The organism is Halopseudomonas sp. (assembly GCF_047631575.1).
In the GTDB taxonomy this organism is placed as follows: domain Bacteria; phylum Pseudomonadota; class Gammaproteobacteria; order Pseudomonadales; family Pseudomonadaceae; genus Halopseudomonas.
On record NZ_JBLIAB010000002.1, the window covers coordinates 456227 to 472631 of the forward strand.

The following is a 16405-nucleotide window of genomic DNA, read 5'->3' on the forward strand; positions in this document are numbered from 1 at the left end:
GTCTTGCGGTATGGAACTGGAGTGATACGCGGTATCGTTACCGAACCCCGCTTTCGTATGAGATCAGTCTAGACCATAGTCTGTCGCCAGAGGGACAATTTGCTGGACTGAGGTGACGGGCGCGGTTGCTAGACAGGGCTGAAAGGTGGGCACGAAGCGATATGGAAACGAATGTCAGGATGAAAAACAACCTTATGACGCATCACCAATCATTGATGGATCTGCGCACGTGGATGGGTCAGCAGATCTTTGGCCAGGAGCAACTGGTCGATCGCATGCTCATCTGCCTGCTCGCCGGAGGCCATATATTGGTAGAAGGTGCACCCGGCCTGGCGAAGACCAAGGCGATCAAGACACTTTCCGAAGCCATAGAAGCGGACTTTCACCGTATACAGTTCACCCCGGACCTGCTGCCAGCCGATATCACCGGAACCGAAATCTATCGACCAGAAACCGCCAGTTTCAGTTTTCAACAAGGCCCGATATTTCATCATCTGGTGCTCGCAGACGAGATCAACCGAGCGCCGGCCAAGGTACAGTCAGCGCTGCTTGAGGCGATGGCCGAGCGTCAGGTCAGTATCGGAAGGGAAACCTACCCGCTGCCGGAACTGTTCATGGTCATGGCAACGCAGAACCCGATTGAACAGGAAGGCACCTACCCCCTGCCCGAAGCGCAGTTGGATCGCTTCCTTATGCATGTGCGCATCGGCTTCCCGGACGCCGCACTGGAGCGCCAGATTCTGCACCTTGCCCGTGGCGAGGCCCAGGGCGTCAGCGCCCATATCGGCGAGCGCATCAGCCAGGAAAGTATTTTCGGAGCCCGTCAGGAAGTCCTTGGACTGTTCATGGCCGACGCTGTAGAGGAATATCTCATCCAGCTGATCATGGCCACCCGTCGTCCGGAGCTTTATAGCCAGCAGTTAGCAGAATGGCTCCAGTTAGGCGCGAGTCCACGGGGCACCATTGCACTGGACCGTTGCGCGCGGGCCCATGCCTGGCTCACCGGTCGCGACTTTGTCAGTCCCGAGGATGTTCAGGCAATCGTACATGACGTGCTGCGTCACCGTATCATTCTGAGTTTCGAGGCCGAAGCCGCAGGGATCGATGCCGATCGGGCAATCAACCTGCTGGTTGAATCCGTCGCGGTGGTATGAAGGTGACCGGCCCACAATCGACCTCCGATGACGTACTGGATGACCGCCTATTCGTCAACCTTGATAGCTTGCTGGAGAGTCGTCATGAGTGTCAGCGCATGCCGCTTTTTCGTGGGCCGATGCAGGCCAGTCGTCAGCTGGGCCGTCAGTATTCGAGGCTTCGCGGGCGTGGCGTGGACTTCGATCAGGTACGCGCCTATCAACCCGGGGACGACATCCGCAGCATTGACTGGCGTGTTACCGCCCGCAGTGGCAAGGTTCATACAAAGGTATTCAACGAAGAACGCGAACGCCCAGTGTTTATTTTATGCGAGCAAAGCAATCGCCTTTTTTTCGGCAGCCAGCTGTGCTTTAAATCTGTTCTTGCCGCTCAGGCCTGTAGTCTGATCGCCTGGACCGCGCTGGCGCACAACGACCGGGTCGGAGGCTTGGTATTTGGTAAAGTCTGTCACGAGGTACGGCCACAACGTAACCGGCAATCTCTACTGCGTCTATTTCGTCTGCTGATAGAAGCTAATCACGCCCTGCAGCCGTCCCAGGATGCTCCTGGGGATGAGCCCAAGGAGCTGCTCAATCAGGCATTGCGGCATACCCGGGAAGTCGTCAGACCCGGCAGCATTCTCTATGTCATTTGCGACCACAGTGCCGTGGACCAATTGAATCAAACACTCCTGGTTCCGCTTGCGGCACACAACGATCTGGTGCTCCTCCCCCTCTATGACGCCCTGGATGCAGAATTGCCACAAGCGGATATGTTGGAATTTGTCCAGAATGGCGAGCAGCTGAGCGTCAACGTCAGTGATGAGGTAGTGCGCACGGCTTATGCTGCACAATTTCTCGCCCAACAACATGCCTGGCAGCACCTCGCCCGCCGCCTGGGGTGTTCGCTTTTTAGCCTCAATACCTCAAGCAGCGCAGCCGGGCAGATAGGCACCATGTTCAGCGCCCAAAAAAGACGGGGGCGGACGTGAACGAAACCCTGTATCAGTCATTAATTCATCCGATGGCCCCTGAGCCAATATCCTGGTGGCCGCCCGCGCCAGGCTGGTGGGCTCTGCTGACACTTCTAGTGACGGTCAGCTTTCTGCTGCCCTGGGCCGTCATGCGCTTGAAAAAATTCAATATCAAGCGGCGCGGGACTAACCAGGCACTCAAGGACATCTCGGCAGATCTCTCTGATCAACAGTGGCTTAGCGAGATCAACAGCTTACTTAAAAGACTGCTTCTGCGTCGCGGTGAAGTCGCCCCTACTCGCTTGTTTGGTGAACAGTGGCTTAACTACCTGTGCCAAGGATATCCGCGGCCACAACGCTCTCATCTGGCGCCCCTTGCCGCCGACTTATATCGCCAGGCGCCCAATCTCAGCGACGACCAACGCCGCGCATTGTTGCGTGAACTCCGCCGCTGGCTGAGCTATAACCATGTTTGAGCTGCACTGGCCGGCAGCCTTCCTACTCTTGCCGCTGCCCTGGCTTCTACGCTGGCTACTACCCTCCGCACCGGTGCGCAGCGCAGCGCTTCAGGTTGACTTTCTGCAGCGTCTTGGACAGCTACCTACCAGCGTTTCATCGATGCCATTGACGCGCCGTCGTTGGTTTTTTGTACTTGTGTGGTTGCTTTTGATCTTAGCTTCCAGTCGCCCGCAATGGCTAGGGGATCCCCTACCGATCAGCATTAGCGGTCGCGACATGATGTTAGCCATCGACCTTTCTGGCAGTATGGAATACGAGGACATGCGGCTCGACGGTGAGCAGGTGCCACGTATGACAGTCGTCAAAAAACTGGTTTCCGACTTTATCGCCCAACGCGAGGGTGATCGTATCGGCCTTATTCTCTTTGGCTCCAGCGCCTACGTGCAGGCGCCCCTGACCCACGACCTGCAAAGTCTGGATGAGTGGGTCGATGAGGCCTTTGTCGGCCTGGCCGGACGCGAGACGGCCATTGGTGACGCTATTGGCCTGGCGATCAAAAGACTTGTGGCCGAACCGGCCGAAAGTAGAGTACTGATATTGATCACCGATGGCGCCAATACCGCAGGCCAAATAACGCCGCTGCGCGCAGCCCGCTTTGCTGCCAGCGAAGGTATCCGTATTTTCACTATCGGGGTTGGAGCCAGTGCGGATCAGTCGTTGACCTCCGGAATACAGGATCCGTCCATTAATCTCGACGAAGGCACCTTGATCGATGTTGCTCTGGCGAGCGATGGGGAGTATTTCCGCGCGCGCAATAGCGCGGATATTCAACAGATCTACCAGCGCATCGAAGCCCTTGAGCCCGCCTTGCGTGACAGTAGTCCACGCCGGCAAGCGCGCCCTCTATACCCCTGGCCCCTCGGGCTGGCCATGTTGATAAGTCTGGTGATCGCCAGCGTCGCGGTCTACCGGAGGCGCCATGCCGTTTGAAATACTCGGCAGCCTCACCATCGTCCGGCCGGGCTGGCTGCTCCTACTGATTCCCTGCGGCGTGCTGTGCTCGCTTCTATACAATCGAATCAATAAGTATTCGCCCTGGGACAGGCTCCTGCCTGCGGCGCTGCGCAGAGCTCTACTGCAGCGTGAACCCGGTCCGGGCCATGCCGGCAGTTTTCTGCTACTCGGCATGGCATGGTCAGTGGCTGTTATCACTCTGAGCGGCCCCGTGTGGGAGAGCGTCTCCCCGGCCATGCGTCAGAACCAGTCTGCATTGATCGTAGTGCTGGATGTGTCTCACAATATGCTGGCCAATGACCTCGCTCCATCGCGGCTGGAACGAGCCCGACTGAAGATTAGAGACCTGCTGCAAATGCGCAGTGACGGTCAGGTCGCTTTAATAGCTTTTGCCGGAAGCGCCCACCGCGTTACCCCCTTGAGCACCGACCATGCGACCTTGACCGATCTGCTCAATGGTCTCAGCCCGGACATCATGCCGGTGAGTGGCTCGGATCTGGGTGCAGCGCTGGCGCTGGCTGAAAAAATGGCAGCGCCACTGCCACCTAACAGCACCCAGATACTACTAATCACCGGGAGCATCGACAGCGCACAGTTCGATAAGCTGAACGAGGTAGCGCTGCGACTTGGCAGGCAATTAGCAATCCTGGGGGCGGGTACTACTGAAGGGGCACCGGTAGCATTGCCTGAGGGTGGTTTTATGCGCGACAACCAGGGCCGAATTCTGCTTCCGCGCCTCGACAATAGGGCACTGGCAAGCATTGCCCGACGCTCTGGGGCGAGTTATCACGACCTCACCCGCAACGATAGTGATCTCATGAGTCTGCTGCAGCCAATGACACTGATCCACCAGGTCGATGCCAAGCAACTAACCGAGCGCAGCGACCAGGGTCACTGGCTGATACTGCTTCTGCTTCCACTCGCCGCTCTGGGTGCACGCCGTGGCTGGCTCGGCCTGTTACTCTGTGCGGTGCTGCTGCCAATGCCCGCCGAAGCCAGCCCGACATGGGCTGATGTATGGCTCCGCTCAGATCAGCAAGCTATAGAGCTACTTGCCGAGGATCGGCCCGCAGATGCCGCAGAGGTATTCGAAGATCCCCATTGGATCGCCTGGGCCCTTTATCAGGCCACTGACTATCGCGCAGCAGCGCTCGCCTATGAAAAACTCCTGCTGGCAAATCCTGATGATTCCCAGCTGCATTTCAACCATGCAACAGCACTGGCCATGAGCGGCGCTTTGGAAAACGCACTGGAAGCCTACGAGCAAACCCTCACCCGCGCGCCGGACCATGCAGCCGCACGGCATAACCGCAGCCGAATAGAAGCCTTGCTCGAAGAGCAGGTACGTCAGGCTGAAGAGCTCAAACAAAACGACCCAAATGAGGAAGATGATCCGGGTGACAATGACAATCGGCAAACAGAAAACCCATCGTTTAACAGCTCGTCAACCGTTGATGAAGCCCCCGGTTCCGAGCGACCGGACAATAACGGCAAGGCCTCCCCCGATTCAACAGCGCCACACATTGATTCTGGATCAGTCAAAGCGGACGTTGAGCGAAGAACAGAGACCGCGGTCGGCTCCGCGGCGGGATCAGAGGGGGCTCCTGCCCTTCGGACCGATACCGAACAGCCAGTACGTCCGGATGTGAGCGACACAGCCGTCAGCGACTCACCTGCCGGGAAGTCGGAGCAAAATGTCATACACCAAGCGCTTGAACCCGAGCAACAGGCCGCATTGCAACAATGGCTGCGTGAAGTGCCAGATAATCCAGCCGATCTCCTTCGCCGTAAGTTTCTCTATCAACGACTTCAGCAACTGGAAGAACGCTCCCGATGAACAGAATTCTACTCTGGCTTTGCACCCTGGCTTTTTCGACACATGCAGCCGCGGTCCTTGAGGCCAGCGTTGATCGGACCCGCCTGATCGAAGGCGAGACACTGCAGTTGACCCTTGAAACGATGGCGACCGACCGTTTCAGCCAGCCCGATCTGACGCCTCTGGAAGAGCACTTCGAGTTAAAGGATAGTCGCCAGTTGAGTCTGGTCAGTCAGCTCGATGGCAAAACCCAGCCAGTCACTCGCTGGGTGATCAGTCTGCTACCCAAGCGCACCGGCTACGTAGTGATTCCCCCGCTGACGCTGAATGATCTGCGCAGCCAGCCGATCAGCCTGCATGTGTTGACAGCCGCCGAAGCGGCACAGGACAACACAGCCCAGATGGCGCCCGTGTTTATTGATGCCGAGGTGGATACAGAAACGCCTTACGTCCAGGCGCAGGTATTGCTGACCTTGCGCGTCTACCACTCAGTATCGTTGTATGATGATTCAACTCTGACCAGTCTGGACATGCAGGATGCTCGAGTTGAGAGCATGGGTCCTCCGCGCAACTATGAAAGACTGATCAACGGCATTCGTCACGGCGTGATTGAAGTCCGCTACGCCCTATTCCCCCAACGCAGCGGCGAGCTCGAGGTTCCTTCACAGCTCTTCAGTGCCACCACCATGCCCTCGCGGACGGGCGACAACGACCGGACAACCCGCGGCAGACTGGTGCAGGTGCGCTCACCGGGTATCAGCTTGCAAGTGCGCCCAATCCCCGCCGAGTACCCACCGGATACTCCGTGGCTACCGGCCAAAAGCGTCACTCTGTCCCAGCGCTGGCAGCCGGACCCCGGACTAAATCTACTCGCCGGCGAATCACTGACTCGAACCCTGGTAGTACTGGCCGACGGACTGAATGCCTCCCAGTTGCCGGAGCTGAACAGTCTGGGCGATCAAGTGATTCAGGGCCTGCGCGAATATGCGGACCAACCCGAGCTTCAGGACCAGGCATTGGATGACGGAGTCCGTGGCCTGCGCCAGGACAGCGCAGCATTACTGGTCCAGCAGGCGGGCAAGTATCAACTACCACAGCTGCAATTGGTCTGGTGGGACACGGCACAGGATCGCTTGCAGGAAACCACACTAAACGCCATCGACTTGAGTGTCATGAGCACCCAGAGTTTCATATCCGGGACTGAGCCCATCGCAGTGGAAGCCAGCCTTGAATCCTCTATGGTCCTCAGGCTCTGGCCCTGGCAACTCGCCACAGCGTTGCTGGGGCTGGCCTGCTTGGTCTGTCTTTGGTACCTATGGCGCTTCAGTGCGGCGCTGAAAGCAATGAAACAGCCCCTTCAGGACGTGGAAATCTTCGACGAGGTGGTGCAGGGCAATCCCCTTTCCGACCTGCAGACTGCCTGTCGCGGCAATCATCCGAGCGATGCCCGCAAGGCGCTTGAGGCCTGGGCTAGGCAACAGGATAGCGAAGGGCTTATCGGCCTCACCCATCACCACGCCGATCTGGCCGAGGCGCTGGATGAACTAAACGCCTGTCTGTTCGGGCAGGCTGAGCATCAATGGCGCGGCAAGCCGCTCTGGCGAGCAGTGCGAATGGTAGTACAAAGCCGAAAGCGTGAGGCCGAGATACTTGAGCCCGGACTCGAGAGTCTTTACCCCAAGGTCTGATTCGGGAGCAAAAAAAACCGCCCCAAGGGGCGGTTTTAGCATTATGCAATTCAGTTATAGCGTAGTTTCTCCGGTCTGATCAGGAAGCGAGCCAATGCTGGCAGCAACCAAAGCGCGCCAAACATGTTCCAGAGGAACATGAAAGTCAGGAGGATGCCCATGTCAGCCTGAAACTTGATAGCTGAGAATATCCAGGTCGCCACACCAATCGCCAAAGTGAAACCAGTGAATGTCACCGCCTTCCCCGTGGTTTTCAGTGTTTCATAATAGGCTTCCTGCAGCGGCAGACCCTGACGCAAATAGGTCTCCAGACGGCTATAAATATAAATACCGTAATCGACACCAATACCCACACCCAACGCGATCACCGGTAGCGTAGCCACCTTGACCCCAATACCCAGAAAGGCCATCAACGCATTGGCCAGAACCGAGGTGAGAGCCAGTGGAATGATGATACAGAGCACCGCCCGTATCGACCGAAAGGTAATCAGACACATGAAGATCACCACCGCATAAACCGTCAGCAGCATCTTCAACTGGGATTTCTCGATCACGACGTTGGTCGCGGCCTCGATCCCGGCATTACCGGCAGCGAGCTTGAATTCCAGCGTCTCAGTGTTGTACTCCTCGGCAAACGCCTCTACCTCACCCGTCGCGCGGGCTAGCGTATCGGCTTTGTGGTCCTCCAAGTACAACATGACAGGGGCCAGAGAACAGGACGAGTTGAACAAGCCACTGGGCGCACGACTGATCGCGTTATTCAGGTTGTCCTGGTTGCGCGACAGCGTCTGCCACCTCAGACTGCCTTCGTTATTACCCATGATCACCTGTTTGGCCACTGTTACCATGGAAACGACAGACTGCACGCCTTCCAGGTTGGTCATGCGCCATTCCAGCTGATCGATCGCCTCCATCGTTTCGTAAGCCGAACACATTTCGTCGGGCGTACTCACCATAACCACCAGAACGTCAGAACTGGTTGAATAGTTATCGATAATGAAAGCGTTATCCAGATTGTAACGCGAATCGGCCCGCAGCTCGGGCGCGCCAGGATCTAGGTCACCGATCTTGACATTCTGACCGTGGTAGATACCGAACGCGAACGCGGCAATCGCCAGAACAATAGATACCGGTGCCACCTTTGGATGAGCAAATTTGGCTACCGTCAGCCAGAGCTTTTGCGGACGCGACGCCAAGTTGCGATTCCGCTCGACGGCCCGATTGCTGATCCCTATATAGGACATCAACACCGGCAAGAGCACCAGATTAGTGAGAATGATCACACCCACACCAACAGACGCAGCAATACCCAGCTCGCGAATCACCTCGATCTCGATCAGCAACAGTGTGACGAAACCCACTGCATCGGAGATAAGTGCGACGATTCCCGGCACGTAGAGTGCGCGAAAAGCACGGCGTGCCGCCGTGTTCGCATCATCGGCGTTACTGTATTCAATGGCCATGCCATTGATGATCTGCACACCATGGGAAATACCGATAGCAAAGACCAGAAACGGCACCAGAATCGAGTAAGGATCAAGCCCGAATCCAAGTGAACGTAACAGGCCCAACTGCCAGATCACTGCGATAACCGAACAGACCAGAGTGGTTATCGAGCTCTTCAGGCACCGGGTGAACATCAGCAACAGCACGAAGGTAATTAACAACGCGGCAGCAAAGAACATCAATACCTTAATAATACCTTCGATCAAATCACCAACCTTTTTGGCGAAACCGACGATATGAATCTTGATATTGGCATTCTCGGCCTGAAATTTCGACCGAATCTTCTCTTCCAGCTGGCGTGAAAACTGGCCGTAGTCCAGGCGCAACAGTTCACTCTGGTTATCGGGGTTCGGATAGAACTCCTGAAGCGGCACTTCGATGATGGTGGACTTGAAATTGTTCGCCACCAGGCGACCAATCTCTCCGGACTTCAGTACATTACCCCTCAGCTCATCGAGATCCTGCTCGGTGGTATACGCCGGCCTGTTTGCTACCGGGCCTCCGTCGAAACCGTATTCGGTCACTTCGGTCCAACGTACGTTGGGTGTCCACAATGAACGCAGATTGGAGCGATCAACCCCCGGCAGGAAGAATACCTCATCGTTAACGCGCTTGAGGATTTCCATGTACTCGGTGGTGAAGATATCGCCCTCTTCGATGGCGACGGCAATGCGGATGGAGTTACCCAGATTGGCCAGATCGTCTTGATGCTCGATCATATTGACAATGTAGGGGTGTTCGAGAGGAATCATCTTCTCGAAACTGGTCTCCGGCCTGACCTGTGCTGCTTGGTATCCAAGCAGCACAGTCACAATGGCAAAGATCAGCAGGACGACCAGCCTGTTCTTGAAAATCAACCGCTCAACTAACGGAACGGTTTCTTGGTGATTTCTGGACATCCAGATTTCTCCCCGGCTTTAACTGTTAATCTTGGCATTCATCTAGACTTGCGCTGGTTCAAGGCGTTAGCTTCAACCCCTCGGGACCTGCCTTGACGGCGCCATACTGACCCATCAACAGAACACTGTCGTCGTCAAGCAAGGTCGCGCTCGCCAACGCAACACGGTCGGCGCGAACTGCAACATTGAAAGACCGTCCGTGATCGTCACTGGTGAGCACAACGCCACCCACACCGACCACGACCAATTTGCCGTCTGCAGAGAGGTTACCGCTGGAAAGTGTTGCCTGGAGCTCGCCACCATCAGGTGTATTCAAATTGATCTGCTGCCAGCTATCACCAAAATCATCTGATCGATACATGTTGCCGCGCAAACCCCAGATAAGCACCTCTTCAGGTTGGCCGGTACCACTGGTTCCAAATAAAGAACCGTCATAGGGCAGATCTTCGATGGTTTCCCAGCTATCGCCCTGGTCGCGCGAGCGATACATGGTGCCCATTTCTCCAACCAGGAATAGACCGGTATCAGCTACGGACGTCATTGCATTGTAATGGAAGCCGAACTCGTTATTGATCAGATCAGGCAGCTCTTCCCAGTTCTGACCACCATCATCAGTGCGCAGGAACAAGCCGTAAGCACCTACCGCAAAGCCGGTTTTGGCATTACGGAACCAGACATCCATCAACGGACGTTCGAGCAAACCGCCAGCCTGTTCGTCACGAGACTCATCAAGAACAGGATCACGGTATTGCACTTCCCAAGACTCACCACCGTCACTGGTATGCAGGATCAACGAATCATGACCAACAGCCCAGCCGTTGAGATCATCTACAAAGTCGACGGCAGTCAGCATTTGACGCGTCGGCACAGGCACCTGAATCCAGGTATCAGCATTATCGTCAGAGTAAACGATGTGCCCGCGGCTACCGACCGCAACCAGTCGCTTTCCAGCCTTTTCCACGTCAAGCAGCAGGACGTGACTGGCTTTATCGGACATAACGGCGGGCAACGCTTCGCCGGCGATGCTGTCCTGCGCCTGAGCAAAGGCGACAGGCGTAAACGCCAGTGCGACCGACAAGCTCAGGGCAGTTAAAATCTGATTGGATACAGAAAAATTGCGGCTTTTGCCGGACACGTTGCAGGCCGTGCCTGACATTAAAGTGTGCCGTTGGATGGGCTCACGCATACACCATTCCCCTTGTTCTTATAGGTACCTGTCATCAGAGACAGGCAGGGCAACCGCTGTAAAGCGGTCTATTGATAGTAACGGCCTTAGACAGGCCGTGCCACCCGGCCTCGGTTATCGCACGTCAATCAGGATCGTGATCGTGACTGACATTCAGGACCGCGGATCAGCTAACGAAAAGTGCTCCCGGCCTGAGCCGGAAGCACTGGCAGTCTTAGTGCTTTATCTTGCTTGGCGCTGACGCGGCAATCTTCGCCGGGTCGATCAGGAAGCGAGCTAGGGCTGGCAGCAGCAAGAGCGCGCCGATCATGTTCACCAGGAACATGAAGGTCAGCATCAGACCCATATCGGCCTGAAACTTGATTGCCGAGAATACCCAGGTAGCAACACCGATCGCCAGACACAGGCCGGTGAACAGAACTGCCTTACCGGTAGAACGCAGTGTCTCGTAATAGGCTTCCTGAAGTGGCATGCCAGCTCGCAGAAACGTCTCCAGTCGGCTGTATACATAGATACCGTAATCCACACCCACGCCCACACCCAAAGCAATGACCGGCAGCGTAGCTACCTTCATGCCAATACCCAAGTAGGCCATCAGTGCGTTACCCAGTACCGAGGTCAAGACCAGTGGCAACAGAACACAGATAGTCGCTGCGAGCGAACGGAAGGTGAAGTAGCACATGATGCCTACCCAGACATAAACCAATAGCAGGATCAGCAGTTCCGAGCTGGCAATCTCATCGTTGGTGGCCGCTTCGATACCGGCGTTGCCGGCCGCTAGCAGGAACTTCATATCCTCGGTGTCGTACTCTGCTGCGAATGCTTCAACGCCCTCGGTAGCTGTCGTTAGCGTCTCCGCTTTGTGATCATTGAGAAAGACCATGACCGGTGCCAACGAACAACTATTGTTGAACATGCCCTCAGGGGAGCGACTGATCGCATTGTTCAGGTTGTCCTGGTTGCGCGACAGGGTTTGCCATTTGAGGTTGCCCTCGTTGTTGCCCATCAACACCTGCTTGGCGACAGTGACCAAGGATACCGCAGACTGAACGCCCGGCAGATTGGCCATGTGCCACTGCAGCTGGTCAATCGCCTCTAGTGTCTCGTAGGCGGAGCACATCTCAGGCGGCGTTTTGACCATCACCACCAACACATCGGAACTGGTCGAGTAGTTGGAGATGATAAAGTCATTGTCCAGGTTATAACGCGAGTCAGGACGCAACTCCGGGGCACCCGGATCAAGGTCACCTACCTGCAAATTGGCTTTCTGGTAGAAGAACGCCCCCGTACCACCTACAAGAGCAATGATAACCAAAAAAGGCGCTACTTTCGGGTGCGCAGTGTAAGACAATGCCCGCCAGAAGGGATGCTCACGCACCGCGTCACGCTTGCTGCGCTCGATCGCCTTCTTGCTGATACCTAAGTAGGAAATTGTTACCGGCAACATGATCAGGTTGGTAAAGACAATCACGCCGACACCAACCGAAGCACCAATGGCCAGCTCGTGAATAACACCGATATCGATAACCAGTAGCGTAATGAAACCTACTGCGTCGGCAAGAATCGCAATCATGCCGGGCACAAACAACTGACGGAAGGTACGACGGGCAGCGATAAGCGCGTTATCCGCCTCGCCTGACTGCAGCGCGATACCGTTGATTTTCTGCACGCCATGGGAGATACCGATAGCGAAAATCAGGAACGGCACAAGCATCGAATAAGGATCCAGCCCAAAGCCGAGCGAGTAGATCAGTCCCAGCTGCCAGACAACCGCAATCAAGGTGGTCATCAGAACAGAGATGGTGCTGCGCAGACACCAGGTAAACCAGTAGAGCAAAACGAAGGTGATCAACAACGCAACGCCAAAGAACATAACCACGGCGCTCAGACCTTCGATCAGGTCGCCAACCTTCTTAGCGAAACCGACCATGTGAATGCTGATATTGGGGTTTTCTTCCTGGAACTGATCTCGGATTTTCTCCTCAAGCAGCAGGGAGAATTTCCCGTAGTCCATTCGCAACAATTCGGACTGATTTTCCGGATTGGGATAGAACTCCTGTAACGGCACCTCGATAATCGACGATTTGAAGTTATTCGCTACCAGACGTCCGATTTCGCCGGACTTGAGCACATTTATGCGCAGGTCGTCGAGCGACTGCTCATCAAGATAGGCCGGGTGACCTGCAACCGGCCCACCGTCAAAACCGTACTCGGTTACTTCGGTCCAGCGCACGTTTGGCGTCCACAATGACCTCAGACCGGAGCGATCTACACCCGGCAGGAAGAACACCTCATCGTTGATCCGTTTGAGGGTTTCCATGTACTCAGTACTGAAAATATCGCCATCTTCGATTGCAACAGCAATACGAATCGAGTTGCCCAGGTTCGCCAGATCGTCCTGATGCTCGACCATATTGACAATATAGGGATGTTGCAGCGGTATCATCTTGGCAAAACTAGTGTCAGGGCGGATCTGACTCGCTTGATAGCCAAGCACAATAGTGATTATGGTAAAGAGCGCAACAACCATCAAACGGTTATTGAACACCAGCCGTTCCATAAAGGTTTCGGCTTCGTGATCATTATTCGACATCCCGATTCTCCCGGCAGACAAGCCATCTAGTATTTATTGTTAGGTCAGGCACGGCTTTTTCCTGCCCGACTTTAAGGGACAGTATCAGCTCAAACACGGTTAAATCCGACCGGAAAGAACATCCCGTCGGTATGCAGTACGGCTTCCAGGTCCGCAAAGCGACTTGCTGCAAGCTGTATTAAAACTGGATCAAGCGCGCTGTCGTTCGCGACGGACACCCGTATGGGTAGACCGGCAGAAAAAACAGAACAGACACGACCTGTATATGGCTCCCCCATACATCTACCTCTTTATTTTTATTGGATGTCACGCTATCTCTACGAACGAAGTAATATTACAGCGCTTTTGCCGACTTCACTAACTCTTGCAAGTTATCTTTTGTGAACCAACACAAAAAAACCGGAAAGGCTCATAATAGAGCCATTCCGGAGGCATTTTAGAGCTACGCTCACACCTTCCTGAGCGCCTTTTCGCAGCCAAAGCCGTGTTACAGAAGCGACTTGCTGACCACCTCGTATACGTCAGGCGAGAGACTTTCCGCCGCCATAATGCGTGATAGCTCGACTTTCAGCAGCTCCTGCCGCGCGGCATCATATTTACGCCAGCGCGTCAGCGGCGTCAACAATCTGGCCGCCACTTGGGGGTTGAGTGGGTCGAGCTGCAATATGCGTTCAGCAAGGAAACGATATCCCGATCCGTCAGCCGCATGGAAATTCGGCAGATTCTGGTTAGCAAACGCGCCAATTACAGCGCGAATCTTATTCGGGTTACGCATACTGAACAACGGATGCTCAAGCAATTGCTCTACCCTCGCCAAACCACCCGGCTGCGCCACGGCCGCCTGAACACTGAACCACTGGTCCATAACCAGCGGATAATCCTGCCAGCGCTCGGCAAAATCATCCAGAGCAGCCTGTTTCTGCTCCTCAAACTCGGAATTGACCAAGCAGACCAGTGCCGCCTGACGATCGGTCATGTTATTCGCCTCTACATACTGTCGGACGCAGGCATCTATAGCCTCTTTTGAGCCGGTCAGCATCAGATAGCTAAGCAACGTGTTTTTCAGGCTGCGCCGCGCCATCGCAGCCGCATCCGGACTATAGGTCGCACCGTCATCCAGTTTTTTATAGAGCGGCCACATGATATCAGCCAGGGTGTTAGCGAGCTCCGCACGCACCCATTCACGTACGCTGTGGATCGCATCCACATCAGCCACTGCAGACACTTCGACCAGATAGGCCTCCGACGGAAGCCTCAACATCTCGGCGACCATCGCCGGGTCCAGCTCGCTGTCAGTGAGCAGCGTATGAAAAACATCACGCAGTCGCTGATCCAGCAGTAATGGACGACCTGCCCGATGAATATCGATCAAGCCCTGTAACATTTCCAGCGCCAGCCCCTGTCCCGCTTCCCATCGATTAAAGCCATCGGGATCGTGCTTGGCCAGGAAGACTCGATCGTCGCGGCTATAGGGATAACTCATTTTGACCGGCGCAGAGAACCCGCGCAGCAGCGACGGCAACGGCTCCTGGATCAGCCCCACAAAGGTGAATACCTGTTCGGCCTCGGCAACGGCCAGTACGCGTTCGTTACCGACCGGAACGGACTCTCCGTCGAGCTGCAGGGGCATCTCATTACCCTTGCTGTCGAGTAGCGCCATGCGCACAGGAATCACTTGCGGCAACTTGTCGGGCTGACCCGGCGTAGGCGGACAGCTCTGCCGAAACAGCAGAGTGAAAGTGCCCGCACTCGCGTCATAACGGCTTTCTACCGCTAGCCGCGGAGTACCGGCCTGGCTATACCATCGCTTGAAAAGCTCCAGATCAGCGCCATTGGCATCTTCCATCGCCTTGATGAAATCATCGCAGGTAACAGCCTGACCGTCGTGCCGCTCGAAATACAGATCGGAGCCCTGACGGAAACCTTTTTCCCCCAACAGGGTATGCAGCATACGCACAACTTCCGAGCCTTTTTCATACACTGTCAGCGTATAGAAATTGGTGATCTCGATGAACGAATCAGGACGTACCGGGTGCGCCATCGGACCGGCATCCTCGGCAAACTGATTGGCCCGAAGGAAACTGACGTGCTCGATACGGCTGACCGTTGGCGAGTTCATGTCAGCGGAAAACTGCGAGTCGCGAAATACCGTGAAGCCCTCCTTCAGCGACAGCTGAAACCAGTCACGGCAGGTCACCCGATTGCCCGACCAGTTATGGAAATACTCATGGGCAACAACCGATTCGACACGCTGGAATGCCATATCGGTAGCGGTGTCGGGATGGGCCAGAACACAACTGGAGTTGAATATATTGAGCCCTTTGTTCTCCATCGCACCCATATTGAAGTCATTCACCGCGACGATCATGAAGATATCCAGATCGTACTCACGACCATAAACCTCTTCATCCCAGCGCATGGACCGCTTGAGGCTATCCATCGCGTGGCCGCACTGCTCTTTGTTTTCAGGCTCTACATAGATGCGCAGATCAATATTTCGATCGCTCATTGTGGTGAAGCTGTCCTGGATCAGACACAGATCGCCGGCTACCAACGCGAACAAGTAAGCAGGTTTGGGGAAGGGGTCTTCCCAGGTCACCCAGTGGCGATTGCCTTTGTTTTCTCCACTGGCAACCGGATTACCATTGGATAACAGAATCGGATAGTCCGTCGAGGCGATCACCGTGGTGGTAAAACGACTCATCACGTCTGGGCGATCTAGGTAATAGGTAATCTTGCGAAAGCCCTCGGCTTCACACTGGGTACAGAACATCTTGCCCGATTGATACAACCCTTCCAGGGCCGTGTTCAACTGCGGTTGGATACGCGTGGTAATCGCCACGACGAATTCCGCCGCGCCGGGCTGCAGGCTCAGAGTATCTTTATCTAACTGGTAAGCGCTAGCATCCAGCGCCTGTTCGTCCAGTGACACACTGATCAGTTCTAACAATTGGCCATCGAGCACCAAAGGCGGTAGCTGCTTGTCGTTACGCTCCTCGTTGCGCCGCATACTCAGGCGGCTATGCACCAGCGCGTGGTCTTCAAACAACTCAAAGGTCAGATGTGTTTCATCTATCCAGTAATTTGGCTGCTGATAGTCCTTGAGGTAGATGGTCTTGGGCTGTTCGGTACGCATG

The 16405-nt window shown here is 55.3% G+C and carries 10 protein-coding genes; 6 read left to right on the top strand and 4 right to left on the bottom strand.

Annotated features, from left to right (window positions below; all coding sequences use genetic code 11):
• Positions 1 to 194: 194 nt before the first annotated feature.
• Genes ACJAXR_RS06145 through ACJAXR_RS06170 form a run of 6 tightly spaced genes read left to right on the top strand, consistent with a single transcriptional unit; the run spans position 195 to position 7084 of the window.
• The gene (locus ACJAXR_RS06145) at positions 195 to 1154 is read left to right on the top strand and encodes an AAA family ATPase (RefSeq protein ID WP_415057484.1); all 960 of its coding nucleotides are present in this window, start codon (positions 195 to 197) and stop codon (positions 1152 to 1154) included.
• Positions 1155 to 1156: 2 nt separating this feature from the next.
• The gene (locus ACJAXR_RS06150; RefSeq protein ID WP_415057365.1) at positions 1157 to 2125 is read left to right on the top strand and encodes a DUF58 domain-containing protein; all 969 of its coding nucleotides are present in this window, start codon (positions 1157 to 1159) and stop codon (positions 2123 to 2125) included.
• Positions 2122 to 2583 carry a DUF4381 domain-containing protein gene (locus tag ACJAXR_RS06155; RefSeq protein ID WP_415057366.1) on the top strand — a complete coding sequence of 154 codons (462 nt, stop codon included), beginning with the start codon at positions 2122 to 2124 and terminating at the stop codon, positions 2581 to 2583. The genes ACJAXR_RS06150 and ACJAXR_RS06155 overlap by 4 nt, the downstream gene beginning before the upstream one ends.
• Positions 2576 to 3556 (top strand): VWA domain-containing protein, encoded by a 981-nt coding sequence (locus ACJAXR_RS06160; RefSeq protein WP_415057367.1) that lies wholly within the window; start codon positions 2576 to 2578, stop codon positions 3554 to 3556. The genes ACJAXR_RS06155 and ACJAXR_RS06160 overlap by 8 nt, the downstream gene beginning before the upstream one ends.
• Positions 3546 to 5417: a VWA domain-containing protein gene (locus ACJAXR_RS06165; protein WP_415057368.1), complete on the top strand. Its 1872-nt coding sequence runs from the start codon at positions 3546 to 3548 to the stop codon at positions 5415 to 5417. The genes ACJAXR_RS06160 and ACJAXR_RS06165 overlap by 11 nt, the downstream gene beginning before the upstream one ends.
• Positions 5414 to 7084 carry a BatD family protein gene (locus ACJAXR_RS06170; RefSeq protein ID WP_415057369.1) on the top strand — a complete coding sequence of 557 codons (1671 nt, stop codon included), beginning with the start codon at positions 5414 to 5416 and terminating at the stop codon, positions 7082 to 7084. The genes ACJAXR_RS06165 and ACJAXR_RS06170 overlap by 4 nt, the downstream gene beginning before the upstream one ends.
• Before the next feature lie 50 nt (positions 7085 to 7134).
• On the opposite strand, the gene ACJAXR_RS06175 is transcribed toward ACJAXR_RS06170, so the two are convergent.
• The 4 genes from ACJAXR_RS06175 to pepN form a co-directional block, all read right to left on the bottom strand.
• Positions 7135 to 9489, bottom strand: coding sequence for an efflux RND transporter permease subunit (locus ACJAXR_RS06175; RefSeq protein ID WP_415057370.1), 2355 nt, complete (start codon positions 9487 to 9489; stop codon positions 7135 to 7137).
• Positions 9490 to 9547: 58 nt separating this feature from the next.
• Positions 9548 to 10675 (bottom strand): WD40/YVTN/BNR-like repeat-containing protein, encoded by a 1128-nt coding sequence (locus ACJAXR_RS06180; protein WP_415057371.1) that lies wholly within the window; start codon positions 10673 to 10675, stop codon positions 9548 to 9550.
• Positions 10676 to 10889: 214 nt separating this feature from the next.
• Positions 10890 to 13268, bottom strand: coding sequence for an efflux RND transporter permease subunit (locus ACJAXR_RS06185; protein ID WP_415057372.1), 2379 nt, complete (start codon positions 13266 to 13268; stop codon positions 10890 to 10892).
• A gap of 487 nt (positions 13269 to 13755) precedes the next feature.
• Entirely contained in the window at positions 13756 to 16404 is a 2649-nt protein-coding gene (gene pepN / locus ACJAXR_RS06190; RefSeq protein WP_415057373.1) for an aminopeptidase N, read from the bottom strand.
• Position 16405: the final 1 nt, after the last annotated feature.